Below are 21,970 nucleotides of genomic sequence, written 5' to 3'. Positions count from 1 at the left end.
AAACTGGAGGAGGCGTTTTCCTTATGGAATTTTTGGATTTGCCAATGAGAACTTCTGGAACGAGAACTTATGGCATTACTTCAATTGCTGACTTTGGCGTTCCTTTACAAGAACTGGAATATATTTTATCCGATTACGGGCATATTATCGATATTGCCAAGTTGGGAATCGGATCAGCCTATGTCACGCCGAACGTTGAGAAAAAAATTGCACTCTATAAAAAATATGACATCGAACCATATTGCGGGGGCACCCTGTTTGAAAAAGCCTATTATCAAAACAAACTGACGGAATATACCGATTACTTGAGGAAATTAGAAATCGAATGGATAGAGATATCCAACGGGACAATCGATATCCCTTTAAACGAGCGGCTTAATCTTGTTTTACAGCTCAAAAACGATTTCCACGTGATAGCAGAAGTCGGGTCCAAGGATGCAAACAAGCATATGTCCACTTCCGATTGGGTAGACGAAGTCAAAATCCTGCTGGAAGCCGGCTGCCAATATGTCATCACGGAAGGCAGGGATTCCGGCACTTCAGGCATTTACGATAAAAGCGGGTTGATCAAGTCTGAATTGGTAGAGGAATTACGAAAAGAGATTGACTGCAATAAAATCATATTTGAAGCGCCTCTTCCGAAGCATCAGATGTATTTCATCAACGAGATTGGACCAAACGTCAATTTGGGGAATGTGAGGCTGTCTGACGTTTTAATTTTAGAGGCTCAAAGATGCGGGTTAAGATGCGAGACTTTTTTCCTGGAGGAAGCTGAATGCAAGTTACCTTTATAAGGCACTTGTCTACGGAATGGAATAAAAAAACGTGGCTGCAGGGCAGGCGCGATATAAGGATTTCCTCTGTCACTGAAAATGATTTGCATAAGATCAAGAAAAATAAGGAGCACTTGGAGAGCCTGGCACCCTTTGATCTAATTTTGGCCAGCACGTTGAAAAGAACACAAGAAACGGCCCGGCTGTACGGATATGAACCGGAAATTGAGCACTTGCTTGACGAATTGGATTTCGGTACGTTTGAAGGGCTTCCAAAGAAAAAACTAATAGAAAAATTGGGAAGCAAATGGGTGGATCATCCCCTTGATATTACACTTGGCGAACCCGTCAGAGACTTGGAAAAAAGAATTATCTCCTTCATGCAAAAATACAAAAGCCGCAAAAAAATTTTGGCTTTTGGGCATGGTGCTTGGATTAGAGGAGCTTTATCCTATGTAAATTACGGAGACATAAATCAAATGAATAAAATGGAAGTTAAAAATAACGATTGTCTGACCATCCATATTACTTAAAGAAGATCCCGGGATAATGGGATCTTTTTATCTTCTTCTCCAACTTACAGTCATGGAAGTGATTTTATGGATTTTTAAATGATAAATAAAATCAATTACATTCGTTGACATAAACTGACAGACAATGGCGAAAATGACAATTTTATAGTCTATGACAAGGGAAGTTAAAAGAAAGATAAATAGGTTAATCCCCATCATGACTTTTCCCGGACTCCAGTTTTTATGAAACGCAATCATCAGCGCCGGAATCACCATCCCGCCGCTTGAAGCCCCGGCACGAATGAGCAGCCCGACACCCAGGCCGAAAAACAAACTGCCCGCAGCCATATCCAATAATAGAAAACCGGGCTGCACAGGTACCTGCATGGTAAAAAAGCTGATGGTGGCAGACGTGGTTGCAACCGAAAGCACCGTCCTGAAGGTCCATGTATATCCAAAGAAATTCAAAGCGAACAATAAAAAAACTGCATTTGCAAGCCATAAGGAAAAACCTAATGATAAATCAAACCAATGGTTGATAAGGAGGGCGATGCCTGCTGCACCGCCGGAAGGGATGGAATGCGGAAACAAGAACAAAGACATGGACATTCCCTGCAGAAAAGCCCCTGCAAATAAACAGACATACGTAAGAAATAATTTTCTCATAGAATCGAATGCATATCCTTCATATTGTTTCTGGCTCCCATGTATATCCCCTCCTTGTCCATCTTATGAGAAAATAACCATTTTATGTAGGAACATTTTTTAAGAGTTGGACGAAATTTCTCATTTACTCATAAATTTCATCTGCATTTTCATATCTCAATGTTTCAGATTGGACTCGTTCCGATTTTTTATGGTCATAACGCGGTGTTTTTCTTGTTTGATCAACAGGCTGATCGGAACCTCCTTTCGAAATTTTTTTCTCCGCTTGATTCTTATGCATTGTAACTGGCCTCCTTTCGAAATTTGTTTGAATTTTTATGTTCCCCAATTTATTTTCCTTATACTCAAAATAAAAAAATAACCTTGATAGCCTTAGCCAAAAAGGTTATTTTTTATTCTCGCCTACTGCAATTTAGGTTTTGCAACCATAAACCATTTTTGAACACGCCCTATAATGCATGTTTTTGCAATGGAGCAAACTCATGTACCCATACCTTCATGTTCGGAAGCCATTTCATACCAGGGTGAAATCCTAAGATGGCTTCTTTATAATCTTCCAAATCTTTATATCCCTCTTGTTTTGCATGTTCATCCGTCATTTCTCCCAGGCTTTGGGAGTAAACGTTTTCCACGATATATTGATTGCCTTTTAAATTCATAACCTCCCCAATGTCAGCATAGCGTCCATTTCGGCGGGTGGCTGTTTTCCTGCCCTGGATCACTTTTTCTACATCGGCAGGTACTGTAACTAAGCGTTCAATTGTACAAGTTTTTGGCGGAAGGCTTTTGATGTCTTTCATGTAATAAAACCACCTTTGAAGAAATCTTTTTTACAAATATCCATATTCTTGCTCATGAAGATCCGGATTAACAGTTCATCCGGATCTTCTAACTAATATCATTTTAACACATCTTTTGTATCTAAAATAAGGCATTTTTATAACTTAAATCCCGGCATTTATCCTTGATTTCAAGGGTGATTCCCGGGTTTTTACAATGGCAGCCCTATTTTATCGTCATTCTGGTTACATACCGGGAGATGAATGAAAAAAGATGTTCCTTCATTGACTTTGCTTGTCACCGTGATTTTTCCATTGTGTAAATGGACGATCTCTTTACAAATCGTGAGCCCAAGACCATGTCCGCTTTTTTGCATAGTCGAATTTGTATGGAAACGGTCGAAAATAAAAGGCAGCTCATCTTCTGAAATTCCGCAGCCAGTATCCGTGACAGCGAACGTTACCAGATGATTCTCTGTTCCAAAAATCAATTTAAAACCAATTTCCCCGGACGCTGTATGCTTGATTGAATTTGATACAAGGTTCTGAACTACTTGTTCCATTCTTCTCATATCTACCTCTACATACGGGTAATCTTCAAAAGCTGGGTCATCCATTTCACATGAAAAATTCAGCTTCGAACTTATAATATCATGCTCAAATTGTTTGCATATTTGTCTGAAAAATCGGTCTGCCCGAATAGGTTTCTTGTCAAAAGAAACCCCACTTGATTCCAGGCTTGATAATTCAAACAAATCATGGATCATTTCACTTAACCTTAATAGGCGCCGGTGACTTTTTCCAAGATAATGCATCAGCTCGTCTTTATCTTGAATAACACCATCAAGGATGGCTTCAATATAACCTTGTACAGCTGCGATGGGTGAACGAAGATCATGTGAAATATTTGAAAGAAATTTGCGTCTCATTTTTTCGGCATCCGCCAATTCTTGATTCGCTTTTTCCAAGTGTTCATAAGCAAGTTCAAGTTCTTTTGTACGGCTTTTCACTTTTTTCTCCAAGTTTTCATATAATTGTGCATTCTCGATCGATATCGCTGCCTGTGAAGAGATCAGATTTAATATTTCAATCCTTTCTGGTGAAAAAGCGGATATCAATGAGTTGTGTTCTAAATAAATAATGCCGGTCAGCTTCCCCTGATGAAGAATGGGAAAACATAAAACAGATATAGGCTGTTCTTTTTGAATATAAGGGTCGGCGGAAAAGCTCTTGCTGGAAGCTGAATTAGACAAGATCACAGGATCAAGGCTCTTTTCAACATAATGCACAATATGTTCTGGAAAGCAGATTTGATCATGATGATGCACTATCCGGGTTCCATCTTTATCTATGACTCCCTGTGCAATCGGCCTAAGTTTATCATTGACTTTTAATAACATGACTCCTTTTTGTGCTCCACCATTGACTAATACAATATTCATGACCTTAGAAATTATCCTTTCTAATACAATTTCACTAGATATCGCCGCAGCTGCAGTCAAGATGGACTTTGAGTCAATGGAATAGGTATCTGTGTCATTTGCAGAGCTTACATCTTCTCCCCCTTCGAAAAGATTGGAATATTCTTGTTTGATCATGGCCACTTTTCTCATTGCCCCCCATTTACCATAGGCATCAACAGAAGCAAACAAAGCCATTTTGGCCATTCGGTGAAAGCCATTGGTAAAATAAAACTTCGCTGCACGCTCATTGATCAATCCTGCATCCTGATTAAAGCCATTTTCAGCAGCCTTTGCCGCCGCCCATTCAAAATATTTTCCTGCATGAGCCGTGTCATTTTCTGTCCATGCCTTTTCCGCTTTTAATAAATAATATTTATGTGCATAATTGGCAGGACTTTCATCCATCCACCTTTTAAATAGCTTCAGGTTCTTTTTAATGCGCTTTTTATTCTTATATTTTTCGATCTTGTTTGCTTTTTCCAAATTTCTTAATAACCATAATGATTCGTAGAAATAATATTCGGGGGCGATCATTAGAACGAGCGAGCGATCCACAAGCTTTTTCAGTTTGTTCATTAACTCTTTTGCGACATTTATTTCATTCATTACATATGAAAATTGTAATCTTAAAGAGTAATGAATGATGGTTGCCGCCTCATCGACTGTCTTAAAAGCATAGTTCCAATTTGGATTGTTTTTCGTTCCTTCCAAAACGGCAATCCAGTCGTTTAATTCATATAGAAAGTCATCAGCCAAAGTATACTGTATTTTCACTGAAAACTTTCGCTGACGTTCAATTAAACGGGCAGTTTCCCGCAAACTATGACCCTTTAAAAAACTGGCCAAACAAAGAAACGAGCTGTTTGCTCCCGCAATATGGAAATTACCTGATTCAATACAAAGCTTCTGTGAAAGCTCAAGCATTTTTTCGCTTTCGGGTAGATGGCCCTTCCAATGATGAATAAATGTCCCAAAAGTAAAATAGGCTCTCCCTCTCAACATGGCACTTCCGGATTTATCAGCATAGAACGCAGCCAATTTGCCAAATGTAAAACTGTCTTCGTAACGTGAAAAACCTGCGCTTAAGATGAGCGCATAATTAATATAAGCAAGGGCTGTTAAGTCAGTTGTCCCGTGTTTTAAAGTAAAATGAAGAGCTTTTAGCATTAAAAGTGTCGCCAGGTTTTGATTGACATGATAAGCAGCGCCATTCATCCTTATTAACGTTTGCATAACAAGTTTGTGGTTTTGATCCTTCATTTCCGGCAAATGCGCAAGTTCATCCATTTTATATTTTCTTAAGATGAATCTTCCTTTGATATATTCCTTTGCCACCAGGATCTTCCCAGGGGCTCTATCAATTTTCCAGCCATACAGCTGCAACGCTTTCAGGCCGGACTCTACAGCATCTTCCACCCGATGTAAATGAGTATACAAAGTCATTTTTAGATTATAAATCGCGAGTTTTTCTTCACGTGACCTGACTTTGACCAATGCTTCATCAAACTTTTCCTCTGCAAATTGAAACTGATTATTCATATATGCCAGCTCACCAAGTCCAACGGTAATGTTAGCGGCCAAATCATAATGAAGAGTCCAACCGTTATCTCCAAGCAATGCGTTTGCCATTTTATAAAATGAAAAAGAGGCTTCAAAAGCAGCTCCTTCTTTTGCCTTTTGTCCGGCAATCGTGTTCCATTCGGCCAATTGGATTTTTTCATCCGAATGTAAAAGATTGATGCATTTGTTAAAATGATTCACAATATCAAATATATTTTTTTCAAGTACATTCTGCTGGATCATCAATCTTCCTATCGTTAAATGGCTTTTTTCCCGATCAGACAAAGTCATTGTCGAGTAAATGGCCTGCTGTACTTTATCATGCAAAAATCGGTATTCGTCTGAAATCCTTTGGTGTCTATTGGTTTCTCCACCCGGGTAAGTGAATTTGTTTACGGTGCTGAGTGGAAGAACCAAACCCTCTTCCACTGAACTCCATAGCAATTCATATGCTTTTGCTGCGTTTTGATCATTAAATGCGGCGATCAATATACGCAACTCAAACTGATTGCCAATACACGATGCAAGCTTTAACAATTCTTGTGTAGCTGTTGGCAGCCTATGGAAACGGTCGACAATAAAATCCACAATATCATCTGCGATCGTCATATTGCGCAATTTTTCAAAATGAATGGTCCATGTCTTCTTCGATTGATCAAAGACAATGACCCCCTGATGATCAAACGTTTGAAGGAGCTGTTTGGTAAAAAATGGATTTCCCTTTGTTATTCTCTGTATCATTGTCGCCATTTCTTTCGCTTCTGAATCCGAACATGCAAGGAGTTGTTGAACCCATCCCTGCGTATGACTTTCCTTTAATGGTGTTAATGGGATCTCTACGAGACGCAGGTCTTTTTGCTTAATAGCTTTTTGCATGACTTCCAGAGGATGCCCGGCGAAAACTTCATTTTGACGATAGGCGCCAATCACTAACAAATGCCTGTTACCGGGTTGCGTAACAATATATTGAAGCAATTCCATTGTCGCTTGATCCGCCCATTGCAAATCATCTAAAAACAATACGAGCGGATGACTTTTTGTAGATAATTCCGAAACAAGTCTGTCAAATGAATGACGCAAGCGGTTATGGGTTTCCAGCACTGTAATCATTTCCGGATCTTTTTGCTTCCCGGTAATCCATTGAATTTCCGGAATAATGGAAGCAAGCACAGGTAAATGACCTTCAAGGTTTTTCTCCAAAATTTCTTTCCAGTGTACGATTCTTTTCTGCCCCTCGGATAGCAGTTGTTTAAACAAATCTTTAAATGCTTGAATCAAAGGTGCATAAGGTTCTTGCTTTTTCAATAAATCAAACTTTCCGGAAATAAAATATCCACGATTTTTAACAAGAGGCTGCTGAACCAACTGAACGAGGGCTGTTTTGCCAATGCCTGATTCCCCGGAAATAAGAGCAAAAGTCGGGTTTCCGTTGCAGCTGGCATCCAATGCACGAATCAGATTTTTTTCGGCATTGTCTCTTCCAAACATCTTTTCTCCAAAGTCCACCCTAAGAGGATGATCTTTTTGTCCTAATGGAAAGTTGGGGATTTTTTCCATTAATAGGAATCTTCTTTTGAACTCCAATAAATCTTCTTTCAATCCATCAGCACTTTGATATCGGGATTCCGCTGTTTTTTTCAATAATTTCATAACAATATCGGATAAAATATTTGGAATGTTGGGATTCGCCTCAATAGGAGATATTGGCGTTTTGGCAATATGTGCATGAACAAGATCCATTGGATGGCGAGAATGAAATGGCAGTATTCCGGTAAGCATTTGGTAAAAAATAACTCCCAATGAATATAAATCGGAGCGCTCATCAAGGAATCGATTCAGTCTGCCTGTCTGTTCCGGCGAAATAAAGTGGGCCTGCTGCTCCGACAGATGCAAACTTGCGTGTGATTGAAAACGTTCATATGCAAGATGGCCTGCATGCTCAAAACCGGTTAATTTCACCTCTAAAGGAGTCAATTGAATAAGGATATTGGCTGGATGAATATATTTATGGATGATTTGCCTGCTGTGTAATTTCTCCACCGTCGCTGTGATTTTTATGGCTATATTAACAAAATCAGAGATATCCAAAGAATTCCCTTTTAATAAAGTTTCAAGAGAAACCCCCTTAAAAAATTCCATCATAATAAAAGTTTCATTTTTATATTTTTCCAAAGCGATCGGTCTCAAAACCCCTTCGATCGGGAGGTTTTCAAGCAAATGTAACTCATGGGTTGTCTGATTAGTATCAGGAATGATTGAAGATGTAGGGGTGCGCGTCCTTATAAGGACAGGGGAATCAGTGGATTTTTGAACAGCCGAATAAAAAACCCACAATTTGTTTCTATCCAACTCTCCTAATACTTCATAATCGGGCAAAATAAAAGGACTCTCTAAGAATTTCATACACCTTCACCTCGCTGTATTTAAAAAATAAACTACGGCTCCAAAAACTTTAGCAAATCTTTAATTAATTTTAAAAGTCATTTATACAAAAGATAGTAGAATATTCATTATAATTTTAAATAATGGAGGGAGCGGTCTTGAATCAACTGATCAAGGACCAAAAAAATAATAGCAAGGATTTGGATATGGAATGGGTCTATTTAATACTCATGGCAAAAGAAGCCGGATTAACGGTTGGCGATATACGCACCTTTATTAAAAATCACCGTCAATCCGAATGATGGAACTTATAACCGATACCTCTGACTGTTAATATAAACTGAGGATTAGCCGGGTCTATTTCAATTTTCTTTCGCAAATTACTAACATGCACCATGACTGTTCGAAAATCCCCGAAACTTTCTTCTCCCCAAACATACTGGAAAATTTGTTCAATTGTATAGACCCGATTAGGGCTTTTTGCAAGCAATGTCAAAATATCAAATTCCTTACCAGATAAATGGATGTCACTTCCATTCATTTGTACTGAATAATTGTCCAGATCAATCACCAATCCATTATATGAAAGTACAGATTGCCGGGCATGCTCTTTCATCTGTAACAGGCGATTCCGGCGCAAATGGGCTTTTACCTTTGCTGTTAACACGGAAGGACTAAACGGCTTAGATATAAAATCATCCCCGCCAATTCCGAGTCCAACGATTTTATCTACATCATCATCTTTCGCACTTAAAAATAAAACAGGAACATCGCTTTTCTTTCTGATCAATTGACACACCTCAAAACCATCAAGGCCTGGCATCATGACATCTAAAATAAGAATATCTGCTTTTGTTTTTTCAAAAAGATCCAAAACCTTATCGCCGTCTTCCGCCTCGATGATTCGAAAGCCTTCCTTGCTTAAGTACATTTTGAGTACCTCTCTAATATCCGGATCATCATCCGCGATAATGATATTCCCTTTGAGCAATGCATTCCCCCTCTTTCTGCTGAATTTGAAATTTACAGTGTATCATCTAGTAATATATTACCATAATTTTTGAATAATGGTCCGATAGAGTAAGGAATATGGATCTATATTAGTTGTGTATTTTATTGAAACGACAGTAAGTATGTATTTTTACATTCCCACTACTTTGTCAAGAATACCAACTGTTCATAGATTGCAACAATTTCATCCATTTTCATGCGAACAAGACCGCTGGAGGAAGGAGCCACAAAGTCAATGACACCAGGGACAACAGAACCCTCTTGTGCACCCCAGGCGACATCCTTTCTTCGGCTGTATTGCTGGTATACTCCTTTTCCTACAAAGCAGGCAATCTTAGGCCGGTAGATTGATATTTTCCTGATCAGTTCTTCCCTGCCTTGTTTATATTCTGCAGAAGAGATTTCCTCAGCGTTTCGGGTCGGCCTCGCTACGATATTTGTGAATCCGTACCCATACTCGAGCAATGAAGCATCTTCATCAGGGGAAAACTTTCTGTCAGTGAGCCCGGACTGATGCAAAATAGACCAGAAGCGGTTGGTCGGATTGGCATAATGATGGCCTGTTTCGCTTGAGCGGATGCTTGGATTGAAGCCTATGAACAGGATACGCAAATCCTTTTTCAAATGGTCAGGTATTGGTCTCATTGCTGCTCCTTTCTTATAAAAAGCAGGAGCCGCCCACGCGGACGGCTCCTGTAAGTTTTATTCTAAATTAGTCCACTTTTACCCGCCAGCCAAACGGATCTTCTTCCTTACCCGTTTGAATGCCCGTCAAAGCTTTATATACTTTCATTGTCAACTCGCCTGTTTTTCCGTCATTGATGACCATCTTTTCATTCTTCCAGGATAATTCCCCGATAGGTGAAATGACAGCGGCCGTGCCAGAGCCGAACGCTTCCTCCAGTTGGCCGTTTTGGTGTGCGTCATACAGCTCCTCAATGGAGATTTTTCTCTCGGATACAGGCACGCCCCAGTGCTGAAGAAGCTCAATAACGGACTTTCTGGTGATCCCTTCCAGAATGCTTCCGCTCAATGCAGGTGTTACTACTTCACCGTTGATTTTAAAGAACACATTCATACTTCCGACTTCTTCAATGTATTTATTCTCTTTCCCATCAAGCCACAGGACTTGGGAATAGCCTTCAGCATTTGCTATTTCCTGCACAATCATGGCACCAGCATAGTTGCCGGCTGTTTTAGCATTTCCTGTTCCGCCCCGGACTGCCCGTACATATTCGCTTTCCACCGCAATTTTGACCGGGCTCATCCCTTCCTTGTAAAAACTGCCGACCGGTGACATGATGATCATGAATTTGTACGTTTGCGATGGCGTAACATCCAGATTCGCTTCAGTTGAAATGATAAATGGCCGTATATATAATGACATGCCTTCCTGATTGGGAATCCAGTCGCGGTCAATGGAAACAAGCTTTTTCAATGCTTCAAGCGCAAGCTCTTCGTCCACCTCGGGAATACACATACGAATACTTGACCTGTTCAGCCTTTTGATATTTTCATCAGGCCTGAAAAGAAAAACTTCCTCATTTTCTGAAATATAAGCTTTTAGGCCTTCGAATATGGTTTGCCCATAATGGAAAATCGTCGCAGCAGGATCCAGTGTAATCGGCTGATATGGAACAATTCTCGGATCATGCCACCCATTTTCCCTCGAATAATCCATGATAAACATATGGTCGGTATAAGTTTTTCCAAATTTCAAGCTGGAAAAAGACGGCTTCTCTTTGCGATTGGCACTAAGTTGGATGTCTATTTGTTTATTCAACACTTGCTCCCCTTCTCTCTCTTAATCTTTTTTTATATTTAAACACTTTACTCACGGATCTGTCCATCGCCGGACACGAAAAACTTGCTGGATGTAAGGGCGTTGAGCCCCATCGGTCCGCGTGCATGCAATTTCTGGGTGCTGATGCCAATTTCCGCTCCATAACCAAACTCAAACCCGTCGGTGAATCTTGTGGAAACATTATGATAGACAGTTGATGCATCGACTTCTGTCTGGAATTTCCGTGCATTTTCTCCATTCGCGGTCACAATGGCTTCGGAGTGCTTTGTTCCATATTCATTGATATGCTGAATGGCTTCGTCAACGTCTTTTACGACTTTTACACTTACAGCCAGACCAAGATATTCGGCTCCCCAATCATCCTCGCCGGCTTCTTTAGCCTTAGGGAAAACATCGCAAACTGCCTCGTTCCCATGGATTACCACATTGTTTTGATCAAGCTTTTCGAGCAATTCTTTTCCGTATTTTTCGAACCAATCTGATTGTACGAGAATCGTTTCAATGGCATTGCAGACAGATGGACGCTGCAGCTTGGCATTCAGCACGATGTTTTCAGCCATTTCTTGATCTGCAAATTGATCAACGTAGACATGGCAGTTTCCGGCTCCGGTTTCGATAACCGGCACAGTCGATTCGCGGATGACCGTTTCAATGAGCTGTTTACCTCCACGCGGAATCAGTACATCCAAATAATCGTTCAATTGGAAAAGTTCCTTGGCCGTTTCCCTGCTGGTATCTTCTATGAGTTGTACAGCATCTGCCGGAACCGTACTTTTTTCCAGCGCTTCATGAATTGATCGGACGAGGGCCAAATTGGAATATTTAGCTGAAGAGCTTCCTCTTAATATAACCGCATTTCCGGTTTTTAACGAAAGGGTGGCTGCATCAATCGTCACATTAGGCCTTGCTTCATAAATCATGCCGACCACGCCGATCGGCACCCTTTTTTTCACGATCGTCATGCCATTTTCTTTTTCAATGGTCTCCAATGTTTCACCTATCGGATCTTTCAAGTCTATTAAAAGTTTAATGGCATGTGCCATATCTTCAATACGTTTTTCGTTGAGCATGATCCGGTCCAGGATTGCCTCAGTCAGCCCTCTTTCTTTTCCCGCCTGCAAATCTTTCTCATTCTCTTGAAGAATGTAATCTTTACCCTTCAATAACTGTTCGGAAATCAAGTCAAGCGCCTTGTTTTTTTCTCCTGTTGAACGGTTGACGAGTACCCTGCTTGCTTTTAATGCCGCTTTTCCTTTAGCTTCCACTTCACTTACTGGGGCTTTTTCTTTCAGTTCCATAAGTTTTCCTCTCCTGTTCATTCGTATTGCTTTATTGATCAGACCTTGACCCATCTATTGCGATGGATGACTTCAAGAGTCGGGATCAACATGTATCTCTTTTCATCATCGTTTCTTTTATCAATCAAATCCCTAAGTTCCTGGGATGAATATGTGACTTCTCCTCTTCCCAACAGTCCGTTTACACCGTAAACTTCAACAACATCACCTTTTTGGAAATTCCCTTTTACCTTGAAGACACCGGCGGGAAGCAAGCTTTTGCCTCTATAAAGAATCGCTTCCTCCGCTCCCTGGTCAACATATACTTTTCCTGATGTTTCGGAATGGAAGGCAATCCATTGCCTGTTTGTATTTATGGGATCAAGGGTGCCGTTCGCGATGTATGTGCCGTCCCCGTTTCCGCGTATGATTTCAAGCAGCTTATCCTTGCCGGTTCCTTTACCGATGAAGACCGGAACACCAAGGGAGACGGCCGTTTTTGCCGCCAACAATTTGGATTTCATGCCGCCTGTTCCAACTTTCGAGCCTGACTCATCGGCAGATTTCAGCAAATCCTTTGTGATATCCTCCAAATAATCAAACTTCTTCGCATCAGGATTCGTCCTCGGATTGGAATCATATAAACCATTAATATCCGTTAAGATGATCAGCATGTCGGCGTGTATAAATCCGCTGACGAGGGCAGAGAGCATGTCATTGTCGCCAAATGTCAATTCATCGACTGCAACGGTATCATTTTCGTTGATAATCGGCAAAAGTCCGCGGTCCAAAAGCTCGCCGATAGTTGCAAACGCATTTCTATAGCGGGATCTGTCTGAAAAATCACCGCGTGTGAGCAAAATTTGTGCTGGAACAATGTTAAATTCACTCAATTTTTCAGTATAAGACTGGACGAGCAGGCTTTGGCCGACTGCCGCGGCTGCCTGTCTTCCTTTTACCGTTACAGGGCGGGCGGGGTATCCCAGGCTTCTGAAGCCGGCGGCTACAGCACCTGAAGAAACAAGAATCACTTCATGATTGGCGTCTTTTAGAGCTGCCAATGCATGAACGTGATCAGCAAACCTATCCTGATCGATTTCCCCTCTGTCATTCGTCAGGGAACTGCTTCCGATTTTGACAACGATCCTTTTTTTTCTCATCGGTCTATCTCCTATTACAATAATCATTCTTAGAAAATAAAATAGCTCTCCCATCCTCATATAAAGGACGAAAGAGCTCTGCTTCCGCGGTACCACCATTATTGGGTGCCTCAGCACCCCACTTTGCCTGATAACGCCAGGAAACGCCCATGTTTTTTGCACGGGACTCAGAAGGCAGGTTCAACGGCTTTCCAGTGGCGAAATCTCTCAGCTTGTAAATTTCGCTCTCTTGTCACGGACTCATCCGTTTACTAGTCCTTCGTCTGCGTTCATCGTTCGTAATTTGATTTAATTATGCTTAAAAAAAGCAGGTTTGTCAAGATGCTGACAATAGATCCTGTGCATAATAAGAAAAGCGCAAGCGCCTTGCCCATCGACGTACAGACTGGAGTGCCTCCGACGAGATAAAGAAAACACGGCGAGGAACGAGCCGATGTTGACTTATCGTAGGAGGAGGTGCGAAGTCTGCTAATCGATAGGCGCTGAAGCTGGACAAAGAAAAAGCAACGTCCAAAAGGAAGTTGCCCCAAGATCTGTATCCAAACGGAAGACTACCACCAAAGGAACGGAAAAAACGGATAGAACCCGATAAATACAGGGTTACCGCCCCCTGCACCACCTACATAGGAGGCACCCATTATAATTTAATAAAATAAACAGCACAACAATTAAAGCAAACCCACTCTTCCTGCTGCCTTTTCCACCATGACCCTTTCACTCATTCTTCAAATTATGTAGTATATTTAATCGTGATTGTCCATGTATTTCGGGTGCCACAAATTTTATTCATAGAGCCTGGAATATTTATGTTTAAGTGCTTTTCGTTGACTATTTTATAGGAGTTTTTTAAGCCTTTCCCGCATATCTTCTGCAAGTCCTTCCATAGCTATTACTCTTTCAATCTCTTTCATATTTTTTCGGTCATGAAAAAATAAGTGATGCAACCCGTTGATGGAAATAGTGTCTTGAGGGCGGTCGATCAATGTGATGGCCGAACTTTCCTCCACCAAGCCCTCTTCCAACACCCGGGCAAAATAGCCGGTTTTTCCTGTTTGGATAAATTGTTCGAAAAAGCCTCTGATCCGGTTGGCAATATCAACTTTTGCACATGGTATCCTGCTTTGGGTGATTTGAACCTTTGCATCGCCTATTTGGTATATGTCGCCAACATATACACTATCTTCAGTATGGTCGGCGACGGTGATATTCTCACCGAAAGCTGGTATGTTCAGCTCTGTGCCGGAGAGGGCGTTCCACTCCGCATAATGTTCAAAAGGGTAAAAACAGACGGCCCTATCATCGCCTCCATGGCTGTCATGATCTGCCACGTCATCATTTTCAAAGCCTGTTTTATAGAGGTATGCCGAAGAAACCGGCTTTTTTCTTATGCCGGAATTGATTACCCGTCCAAATGGGTTTCCGATCAGCTGCGGCCGGCCTACATTCAATGATTTTATAATGGTATGATTCTCCCCTCGTGTTTTTTTATCGTTGTTGAAACGCTACTTTTACACCAAGCCAAATATAGATCAACCCTGCAACTTTTCCGCTCCACTGTCCAATATTGGCAGTACGCTTCATCAAACGGCCGATAGGGCGAATGCTGATGGCTATCATGGAAGTGTAAAGACAGCTCATGATTACAAAAATCAAACCCAGTAATAGGAACTGAACAATGGCAGGCCCCTTTTCAGGATGGATAAACTGAGGAAGGAAAGCCAAAAGAAAATAGCCGGTTTTGGATTCAATACTTCCGCCAATTCACGACCTTATATAACTAATATTATACCATCGTTTTTCTGTAAAAAGTGGAGCGGCCGGGAATTTTAAAACCGTTTATTCATAAGCTGATAATATGACCAAGTCATAATACCAAAAAACTGCAATAGGACCAGATGTTAATAACTGATGTTAAGACAAGTGCCTCCGGTGTCGTCATATAACCAATACCAGCGGCAAAGCCGATTGCAACAGGTTAACCCAATATTAGTATTGGCAGCTATTCACCTGGAAATTATATCAATATACCATCGAAGTTATCACACCATAAAAAAAGAACTTGCAACGCAAAACAACTAATTTTTCAGCATTTCACAACTTTATCATAAAGAAGCTAACAATTTGACACATAATAACGTTCAGCAAGGGCAATATAGGGTATGATAAATTTAGGGGTGTTTAAATGATGTATAAAAAACATGAACGGATCTTGGTAGGACTTGCATTTGGCGCAGCAGCCATTATGCTTTTATCCATTCTTGGACGGATTTTTGGCAGTTGATGAAAGGGTGAAAGTTGTATGTTTAACGGAGATTCCTTGTTTTACAGCCGGCTGTTGACGGAACTGACCCTCTCTTTCCATATCATATATGCCACAATCGGAGTCGGCGTTCCGCTGATGATCATGATTGCACAGTGGGTCGGCATCAGGAAGAATGACGAGCACTATATTTTATTGGCGAGACGGTGGACCCGCGGCTTCGTCATTACCGTTGCAGTCGGGGTTGTAACCGGAACAGCCATCGGATTGCAGCTCTCGCTTTTATGGCCTAATTTTATGGAATTGGCGGGAAATGTCATAGCTTTGCCGCTTTTCATGGAGACTTTCGCTTTCTTTTTCGAAGCGATTTTTCTGGGAATTTATTTATACACATGGGACCGGTTCAAGGATCAGCGCAAACACCTTATGCTTCTGATACCGGTTGCGGCAGGAGCGGCCTTCTCGGCTGTTTTTATTACAATCGTCAATGCTTTTATGAATGCACCGCAAGGCTTCGACATTGTGAATGGGGAGCTCGTGAATATCAACCCGCTTATTGCCATGTTCAATCCGGCCATGCCTACAAAAGTGGCACACGTCGTTGCCAGTGCATTTATGACTTCCGCTTTTGTTTTGGCTTCCATTGCCGGTTTCAGGCTTTTAAAAGGATCAGATCATATTTACCATAAAAAAGCTTTGTATTTGACCATGAAAATTGGCCTCATTTTCTCCATCGCCACAGCGGTAATCGGAGATTTTTCAGGAAAATACCTGGCGGATTACCAGCCGGAAAAGCTTGCGGCTGCTGAATGGCATTTTGAAACATCCGGAGATGCACCGCTCGTGCTATTTGGAAAACTGGATAATGGAGAAGTAAAATATGCCATTGAAATTCCAAAGGCTCTCAGTATTTTGGCATACAGCGATCCATCAGCGGAGGTTATCGGGCTGGATCAGTTTAAAGAGGATGAAATTCCTCCTCTATATATCCACTATCTCTTTGATATCATGGTATCCATTGGCGTATGGATGACTTTATTGTCACTAGTGTTTTGGCTGGGGTCAAAAAGAAGCTGGGCCTTAATTCAAACAAAATGGTTTCGCTGGCTGATTGTTCTCGGCGGCCCGTTATCCATCCTGGCTATCGAGATGGGATGGTGGCTGGCGGAAGTCGGGAGGCAGCCTTGGGTCCTTCGCGGGCTGATGAAGACATCAGATGCTGCAACATCAAGCAATCACGTTGATACCATGCTCATTCTGTTTGCCGGGTTGTATATCATTCTTGCCATCGGAAGTGTCGTTGTATTAAGCAGGATGTTCCGGAACAACCCTGTTGAACGCGAGCTTGAAGAGCGTCATGCGGAAAAAGGCGGTGTCGTTCGATGAATTTGGAAATATTGGGAATCATGGTGTTATGGACATTTTTATTTGGCTACGTCATTGTCGCTTCCGTTGACTTTGGCGCAGGATTTTTTAACGCATACAGTTTGTATGCCGGCAAGCAGCACATTTTGACGAACATCATTCAGCGTTATCTGTCCCCTGTTTGGGAAGTAACGAATGTTTTTCTTGTATTCTTTTTCGTAGGAATCGTCGGGTTTTTTCCAAAAACGGCATTTTATTATGGAACCATTCTCCTTGTCCCTGTCAGCATTGCTATTTTGCTATTAGCCATCCGGGGATCCTACTATGCTTTTGAAACTTACGGATCAAGGGGCCATAAGGGATATTCGTTCATGTACGGCCTGTCAGGGCTGTTCCTTCCTGCCTCTTTATCGATTGTTCTGACGATTTCAGAGGGCGGATTCGTTTTTATCGAGAACGGAAAGCCGGTGCTGGATTACTGGGCGCTGTTTACCACCCCCCTTACGTGGAGCATTGTGGTATTGAGTATTGCGGCCGTACTATATATATCCGCTGTTTTCCTGACTTGGTACGCCCACAAGGCAAAGGATAAAGATGCTGCAGAATTAATGCGGAAATACGCGCTCACCTGGTCCCTCCCGCTGATCATCACGGCTTCAGGGATCATTGTTGAACTTCGTGCCCATAATCCGGAACACTTTGCTAATTTGCTGAATCTGTGGTGGATGTTTGTTTTATCATTCCTTTTATTTATCGGCACTGTTTGGCTTATATGGAAAAGAAAACATTACGGAAGAGCATTCGGATTGTTGGCGGGACAGTTTGCCCTTGCGTTTTTCGCATACGGCATCTCCCACTACCCCTATTTGCTTTATCCGCATTTGACGATCTATGACAGTTTTACAAACGAAGCCATGGCCATATCCCTGATCGTCGCCTTTATTGCGGGACTGGGATTATTGATCCCCTCTCTTTATTTACTGTTGCGGCTGTTTCTTTTCAATAAAGATTATGTCACAGGAAAATCGGATCCATATTAAGAAAGGGAGATTTCATATGCATAATTTCTTCGTTTTTTACGCCCCTTTTATCGTCCTGGGAGTTTCAGTCGCGATTGCATTTTGGGCAGCTCCAAAAGACCGGGCGGTTACAAAAAAATAATCTTTATAAAAATCCGGAATCCAGAACGAGAGTTCCGGATTTTTTAGGTTGGCGAACGATGAGCAATAAGGTTGCAAGAAATCATGAGCTGTTGACAAAAATAAAAAACAAACAAGCACCACTTCTATGCTTGTTTGCTCCTAACCATCAAAACGTTGTATAGACATTTTCGCATTCCTCGCCGGTCGGCTCATAAAAGCAGTGCAGTTTATACCTGCCGACAAACGGCTGATCGTACCATGTGGCGGGACAATCTCCCGGCGGCCTGAAATACCACAGGCTGTATTTGGCGGGACAAACTCTTTCTCCTTGCACCGTCCGTCTCGCCAGCCTTCTTTCGGTTTCCCTTGCCCTTTGATAAAAATAACCATGGGTCACGGCTTCAAATGCATGCGGCTGGTAAACCATCTGCGGGATGGTTCGGAGACCGGCAAAATCGGAGCAGTTTGCCCTGATTCTATTGATCCCTACGTTGCCAACCATCAGCATACCCTGTGTCCCTTCTCCCTCCGCTTCAGCCCGCAGCAGCCTTGCCAACAAGTCAATATCAGATGTCCTCGCTTTTACAACAGCCATACTGCCACCTCCATGTATCCTACACATTTATTCTATTGCATGGCTGGGAAATTGTTTACTGAAGGCAAAGACTTAGAAATCAGTTTTCAAAGTGGAGGCGGGCCCTCGCTGTAATTTCCTCCGGAACCTTGTAAGTAAGAGACTCCTGATGCAGCGCCTGAAAAAAGTTAATATCACTTGTATCTAGCGCTCCTATAACCAGCCGTGGGATCAGCCGGACGTGAACAGGCTCTTTCTCTTCCGGGTCCACTGACAAAATGAAATTGAAACTTGCAAAACCCTGTTCCGTAAGAGAGGCAAAAATACTTTGAAGACCTTTTGCAAAATGCTTCCAATCCGTTTCCTGAATATCCTTAATTGAAAAAGCATGATTGAAAATTCCAATATAATCATTGTGGCTTTTTGGTGCAAATGCATGCAGCCAGGATACCGTCCCTGTGTCCGCAATCCATCTTTCCCCAAGGGATTTTTCAGTTTCATAAAGGGCCGCAAAATATTTTGTTCCTGTTTCCATCTCAAACTGTCTTGCTTTTTTATATACCGCTGTTTGGTAATTCGTACCGCTGTCTGAAACAATAATATGTAGATGAGGATGGATGATGCTCCCTCCTGAAAGAGGCAAATAATTCCAGTTAATGGAGGAAAACTTAGCGTGTGTATCCGTAATATTCACCTTATGAATGTACTTTTGCGCTGCCTTAAAAGCGTTTACAATCAATTCAGGTGTAAATTCACTTAAACGGACATAATGGTCTCCGGAGAAAACAGCTACACCATTATGCTTGCTGTAAGGAAAAAGATTAGGGAACACAACTGCCCCACCTTCGGTGATTCGGCCTTCCTCAGCAATCATATTTGGAAAAACAGGCGTCATTGTATCAATATTTTCCGGACAAAATGGACAATTCGCCCCTTTCGTTTTATCCGCCTCTTCCGTATAATCCGGGGGAGTAATCGCAAGGCCCGCATCATATACAAGCCTGGATGTCTCCCCTGTCAGCGGATCTAAGCGAACCTCTGTTTCGCGTTCGATTTTCTTACCTTTCGAATCATAAAAAGTAAATAATTCCGTTTTTTTCCTGAACTTGATGGCCAATTTAACCCCTCCTCTTACTTATCAATATATCATTTCTTTATATGAAAGTCTGTTTATTCTATAGTAAGCTGTGTAGACCATCGCCTTCCTTTATATGTTCTTTAAAAAATCCTTGTAATCAAGCCTCGAATAAATTAGGGGGTGATTCGAAATTGGAAAGAGGGGTGGCTTCGATCAAAAAGAAGCAACAAAAACGAATTGTATATAAACTTGGAATAGGGCTGTTGATCCTCTCTCTTTTAGTTTACCTGATTCCAGTTATCACGCCATTTACACCACTTCCAACTAAGATAAAGGCAGCTATCATTACAGGAAGTATAATCATTGCGGAAATCATGTTCTGGATAGGTGCTTTACTTGTTGGAAAAGAAGCAGCAGCCAAATTTAAAAGCTACCTAAATCCAAAGAATTGGCGAAAAAAAGGTGAGGGGCAAAAGGATGAAAAATAAAAATATAGCAGAGCAGATTAATCAAACGATTGAGGACATATGGATCATACAAAAATATTATGCGAATTTGTCACCTATTGAATTGGTAAACATGTAATCATTACTTCAAAGGCTGCGGGAATTGTGAGGCATCAGCCAAATAAGAAAGGACATTACGCATTCATCATGTGAATTTGTAATGCCCTTTACTTTAAATTAAAGTAAGCATAAAATTTTACCGAATACTCTCTTCAAACAGGGGGTTCGTAGTGTCCAGCTCCAGCGCCCAGCGACTAGCGAACTTCACACTCCTTTCCTCGAAAAAGCTTCGCTTTTTCTGCGTGGATGTTTATTCGAGGAAGTAGGCTCAGAGCACTACGATAAGTCAACATCGGCTCCGAGTGCCATCTGCTCGAGGTCATAAGCCAATCGCTGCTGAAGGCAAACTACGCCTTCTTCAGCGCTCGTCTAGCTTTGCGCCGATAAGCAGGCACTCTCCGCCTTTCCTTATCCTTTATCTCATTGCGGAGTGCTCCAGTTTGTACGTCGCTAAACGGGCGCTTGCGCTTTTCTTATTTCCGTGCGATTTCTGTTAAAGCTCATTCGGGACCGGGACATCCACTTTCACTTTCCGGTCCTGCTCATAAGGAGTTTCCTGATAAACGTAATAATTCAGCCAGTTGGAAAATAGGAGATGGCTGTGCGACCGCCATTTGTTTAGCGGCTGCTCGTTCAAATCATTATTCGGAAAATAGTTTTCCGGCATTTGAATATCCAGCCCTTTTTTCAGATCCCGCTCGTATTCGATAGCCAGTGTGTCCGTATCATACTCCAGATGGCCTGTAACCATGATATGCTTCTCGTCTTCAGACATAATCATAAATGGTCCGGCTTCCCCTTCAGATAAAAGCTTCAGTTCGGGATGCTCCATAATTTTTTCCCGGCTGACGCTCGTGTACCGTGAATGCGGGGCAAAATATACTTCATCAAAGCCCCGGACAAGTTTAACAGTCTGGTCGGCAATAGTGTGCTTATATATACCGGAGCATTTGGATGGAAGCTCAAACTTGCCTATTCCGTAATGATGGTACAATGCAGCCTGGGCGCCCCAGCAAATGTGCATAACTGAAGTGACGTGATCTTTGGACCAGTCCATGATTTCCTTCAGTTCGTCCCAGTAATTGACCTTTTCAAAAGGGAGATGTTCAATCGGTGCTCCCGTAATGATCATGCCGTCAAAATAATACTTTTTCACGGATGAGAATGTTTTGTAAAATTGCTCCAGGTGCCATTTGCTTACATTTTTGGAATGATGGGTTTCCATATGCAAAAATGTAATATTCACCTGTAAAGGCGTATTTCCAAGGAGTCTCAGCAATTGCACTTCCGTCTTTTCTTTTTCAGGCATCAAATTTAAAATTAATATATTCAATGGACGGATATCTTGCGTGCTTGCTCTTTCTTCATCCATTACAAATATCTTTTCTTTTTCGAGAACTTCCCGCGCCGGCATTTGTTTAGGAATGTTAATTGGCAATGAAATCCCTCCTGCTTGAAAAAGCTAATAACACCTATTATAAGCGGGAAGCCACATTTCATCAACGGCTAATATTAATTTTTTGATTTTTTCATAAAGAAAAGTGCAAGCGCCTTGCCCATCGACGTACAGACTGGAGTGCCTCCGACGAGATAAAGGA

20 protein-coding genes, 1 pseudogene and 1 other annotated feature are annotated in these 21,970 nt (G+C 41.7%); of the genes and pseudogenes, 7 read left to right on the top strand and 14 right to left on the bottom strand.

What is annotated here, in order from left to right:
* Positions 1-23: 23 nt before the first annotated feature.
* Both FS666_RS14970 and FS666_RS14965 read left to right on the top strand, forming a co-directional pair.
* On the top strand, positions 24-794 hold the full coding sequence (locus tag FS666_RS14970; protein ID WP_144462317.1) for a phosphosulfolactate synthase: 771 nt from the start codon (positions 24-26) through the stop codon (positions 792-794).
* Complete coding sequence (locus FS666_RS14965; RefSeq protein ID WP_144462315.1) at positions 776-1,306, top strand: histidine phosphatase family protein; 531 nt, start codon at positions 776-778, stop codon at positions 1,304-1,306. Before FS666_RS14970 ends, FS666_RS14965 begins: the two co-directional genes overlap by 19 nt.
* A gap of 27 nt (positions 1,307-1,333) precedes the next feature.
* Here the strand turns inward: FS666_RS14965 and FS666_RS14960 are convergent, their stop codons facing one another.
* The 4 genes from FS666_RS14960 to FS666_RS14950 form a co-directional block, all read right to left on the bottom strand.
* Positions 1,334-1,951 carry a YitT family protein gene (locus FS666_RS14960; RefSeq protein WP_144462313.1) on the bottom strand — a complete coding sequence of 206 codons (618 nt, stop codon included), beginning with the start codon at positions 1,949-1,951 and terminating at the stop codon, positions 1,334-1,336.
* A gap of 124 nt (positions 1,952-2,075) precedes the next feature.
* On the bottom strand, positions 2,076-2,231 hold the full coding sequence (locus FS666_RS19880) for a hypothetical protein (protein WP_186306571.1): 156 nt from the start codon (positions 2,229-2,231) through the stop codon (positions 2,076-2,078).
* 169 nt (positions 2,232-2,400) lie between these two features.
* A complete protein-coding gene (locus FS666_RS14955) occupies positions 2,401-2,751 on the bottom strand; it encodes an ASCH domain-containing protein (protein WP_144462311.1) in 351 nt (116 codons plus the stop codon).
* Positions 2,752-2,942: 191 nt separating this feature from the next.
* The gene (locus tag FS666_RS14950; protein WP_144462309.1) at positions 2,943-8,156 is read right to left on the bottom strand and encodes an AAA family ATPase; all 5,214 of its coding nucleotides are present in this window, start codon (positions 8,154-8,156) and stop codon (positions 2,943-2,945) included.
* Positions 8,157-8,293: 137 nt separating this feature from the next.
* Between FS666_RS14950 and FS666_RS14945 the strand changes: the two genes are divergently transcribed.
* Positions 8,294-8,437, top strand: coding sequence for an anti-repressor SinI family protein (locus FS666_RS14945; protein ID WP_244943930.1), 144 nt, complete (start codon positions 8,294-8,296; stop codon positions 8,435-8,437).
* Here FS666_RS14945 and FS666_RS14940 read toward each other — a convergent pair.
* The 7 genes and pseudogenes from FS666_RS14940 to FS666_RS14910 all read right to left on the bottom strand — a co-directional run bounded on the left by FS666_RS14940 (position 8,425) and on the right by FS666_RS14910 (position 14,835).
* Positions 8,425-9,126, bottom strand: coding sequence for a response regulator (locus FS666_RS14940; protein WP_144462305.1), 702 nt, complete (start codon positions 9,124-9,126; stop codon positions 8,425-8,427). The two genes, FS666_RS14945 and FS666_RS14940, sit on opposite strands and share 13 nt — an antisense overlap.
* A gap of 161 nt (positions 9,127-9,287) precedes the next feature.
* Positions 9,288-9,791 carry a G/U mismatch-specific DNA glycosylase gene (mug, locus tag FS666_RS14935; protein ID WP_144462303.1) on the bottom strand — a complete coding sequence of 168 codons (504 nt, stop codon included), beginning with the start codon at positions 9,789-9,791 and terminating at the stop codon, positions 9,288-9,290.
* 67 nt (positions 9,792-9,858) lie between these two features.
* Entirely contained in the window at positions 9,859-10,932 is a 1,074-nt protein-coding gene (locus FS666_RS14930; RefSeq protein WP_186306572.1) for a branched-chain amino acid aminotransferase, read from the bottom strand.
* Between the two features lie 44 nt (positions 10,933-10,976).
* Positions 10,977-12,248 (bottom strand): glutamate-5-semialdehyde dehydrogenase, encoded by a 1,272-nt coding sequence (locus tag FS666_RS14925; protein ID WP_144462299.1) that lies wholly within the window; start codon positions 12,246-12,248, stop codon positions 10,977-10,979.
* A 38-nt stretch (positions 12,249-12,286) separates the two neighbouring features.
* Complete coding sequence (gene proB / locus FS666_RS14920) at positions 12,287-13,387, bottom strand: glutamate 5-kinase (protein ID WP_144462297.1); 1,101 nt, start codon at positions 13,385-13,387, stop codon at positions 12,287-12,289.
* Between the two features lie 60 nt (positions 13,388-13,447).
* Positions 13,448-13,662, bottom strand: a binding site (T-box leader).
* Between the two features lie 325 nt (positions 13,663-13,987).
* Positions 13,988-14,074: pseudogene (locus tag FS666_RS20345) on the bottom strand (YjcZ family sporulation protein); the annotation flags it as partial.
* Between the two features lie 146 nt (positions 14,075-14,220).
* A complete protein-coding gene (locus FS666_RS14910; protein ID WP_164876356.1) occupies positions 14,221-14,835 on the bottom strand; it encodes an MOSC domain-containing protein in 615 nt (204 codons plus the stop codon).
* 851 nt (positions 14,836-15,686) lie between these two features.
* Between FS666_RS14910 and FS666_RS14905 the strand changes: the two genes are divergently transcribed.
* Genes FS666_RS14905 through cydS form a run of 3 tightly spaced genes read left to right on the top strand, consistent with a single transcriptional unit; the run spans position 15,687 to position 18,173 of the window.
* On the top strand, positions 15,687-17,033 hold the full coding sequence (locus FS666_RS14905) for a cytochrome ubiquinol oxidase subunit I (RefSeq protein WP_120073788.1): 1,347 nt from the start codon (positions 15,687-15,689) through the stop codon (positions 17,031-17,033).
* The gene (locus FS666_RS14900) at positions 17,030-18,052 is read left to right on the top strand and encodes a cytochrome d ubiquinol oxidase subunit II (protein WP_144462295.1); all 1,023 of its coding nucleotides are present in this window, start codon (positions 17,030-17,032) and stop codon (positions 18,050-18,052) included. Before FS666_RS14905 ends, FS666_RS14900 begins: the two co-directional genes overlap by 4 nt.
* A gap of 16 nt (positions 18,053-18,068) precedes the next feature.
* Positions 18,069-18,173: a cytochrome bd oxidase small subunit CydS family protein gene (cydS, locus tag FS666_RS20680; protein WP_391564075.1), complete on the top strand. Its 105-nt coding sequence runs from the start codon at positions 18,069-18,071 to the stop codon at positions 18,171-18,173.
* Between the two features lie 147 nt (positions 18,174-18,320).
* On the opposite strand, the gene FS666_RS14895 is transcribed toward cydS, so the two are convergent.
* On the bottom strand, positions 18,321-18,749 hold the full coding sequence (locus FS666_RS14895) for a cell wall hydrolase (RefSeq protein WP_144462293.1): 429 nt from the start codon (positions 18,747-18,749) through the stop codon (positions 18,321-18,323).
* Positions 18,750-18,828: 79 nt separating this feature from the next.
* Positions 18,829-19,845, bottom strand: a complete 1,017-nt coding sequence (locus FS666_RS14890; protein ID WP_144462291.1) for a hypothetical protein — start codon at positions 19,843-19,845, stop codon at positions 18,829-18,831.
* A 152-nt stretch (positions 19,846-19,997) separates the two neighbouring features.
* Between FS666_RS14890 and FS666_RS14885 the strand changes: the two genes are divergently transcribed.
* Positions 19,998-20,294 (top strand): transporter suffix domain-containing protein, encoded by a 297-nt coding sequence (locus FS666_RS14885; RefSeq protein ID WP_244943929.1) that lies wholly within the window; start codon positions 19,998-20,000, stop codon positions 20,292-20,294.
* A gap of 571 nt (positions 20,295-20,865) precedes the next feature.
* Here FS666_RS14885 and metA read toward each other — a convergent pair.
* Positions 20,866-21,810: a homoserine O-acetyltransferase MetA gene (gene metA, locus FS666_RS14880; RefSeq protein ID WP_144462287.1), complete on the bottom strand. Its 945-nt coding sequence runs from the start codon at positions 21,808-21,810 to the stop codon at positions 20,866-20,868.
* Positions 21,811-21,970: the final 160 nt, after the last annotated feature.

Source organism: Siminovitchia fortis, assembly GCF_007681465.1.
Classification (GTDB): domain Bacteria; phylum Bacillota; class Bacilli; order Bacillales; family Bacillaceae_C; genus Siminovitchia; species Siminovitchia fortis.
This window is presented reverse-complemented; position numbering and strand designations above follow the sequence as displayed.

Bases quoted from the DNA above. Each gene is read 5' to 3' on its own strand.
- FS666_RS14970 (WP_144462317.1), top strand. From the start codon at position 24: ATGGAATTTTTGGATTTGCCAATGAGAACTTCTGGAACGAGAACTTAT.
- FS666_RS14965 (WP_144462315.1), top strand. From the start codon at position 776: ATGCAAGTTACCTTTATAAGGCACTTGTCTACGGAATGGAATAAAAAA.
- FS666_RS14960 (WP_144462313.1), bottom strand. From the start codon at position 1,951: ATGAGAAAATTATTTCTTACGTATGTCTGTTTATTTGCAGGGGCTTTT.
- FS666_RS19880 (WP_186306571.1), bottom strand. From the start codon at position 2,231: ATGCATAAGAATCAAGCGGAGAAAAAAATTTCGAAAGGAGGTTCCGAT.
- FS666_RS14955 (WP_144462311.1), bottom strand. From the start codon at position 2,751: ATGAAAGACATCAAAAGCCTTCCGCCAAAAACTTGTACAATTGAACGC.
- FS666_RS14950 (WP_144462309.1), bottom strand. From the start codon at position 8,156: ATGAAATTCTTAGAGAGTCCTTTTATTTTGCCCGATTATGAAGTATTA.
- mug (WP_144462303.1), bottom strand. From the start codon at position 9,791: ATGAGACCAATACCTGACCATTTGAAAAAGGATTTGCGTATCCTGTTC.
- FS666_RS14925 (WP_144462299.1), bottom strand. From the start codon at position 12,248: ATGGAACTGAAAGAAAAAGCCCCAGTAAGTGAAGTGGAAGCTAAAGGA.
- proB (WP_144462297.1), bottom strand. From the start codon at position 13,387: ATGAGAAAAAAAAGGATCGTTGTCAAAATCGGAAGCAGTTCCCTGACG.
- FS666_RS14905 (WP_120073788.1), top strand. From the start codon at position 15,687: ATGTTTAACGGAGATTCCTTGTTTTACAGCCGGCTGTTGACGGAACTG.
- FS666_RS14900 (WP_144462295.1), top strand. From the start codon at position 17,030: ATGAATTTGGAAATATTGGGAATCATGGTGTTATGGACATTTTTATTT.
- cydS (WP_391564075.1), top strand. From the start codon at position 18,069: ATGCATAATTTCTTCGTTTTTTACGCCCCTTTTATCGTCCTGGGAGTT.
- FS666_RS14895 (WP_144462293.1), bottom strand. From the start codon at position 18,749: ATGGCTGTTGTAAAAGCGAGGACATCTGATATTGACTTGTTGGCAAGG.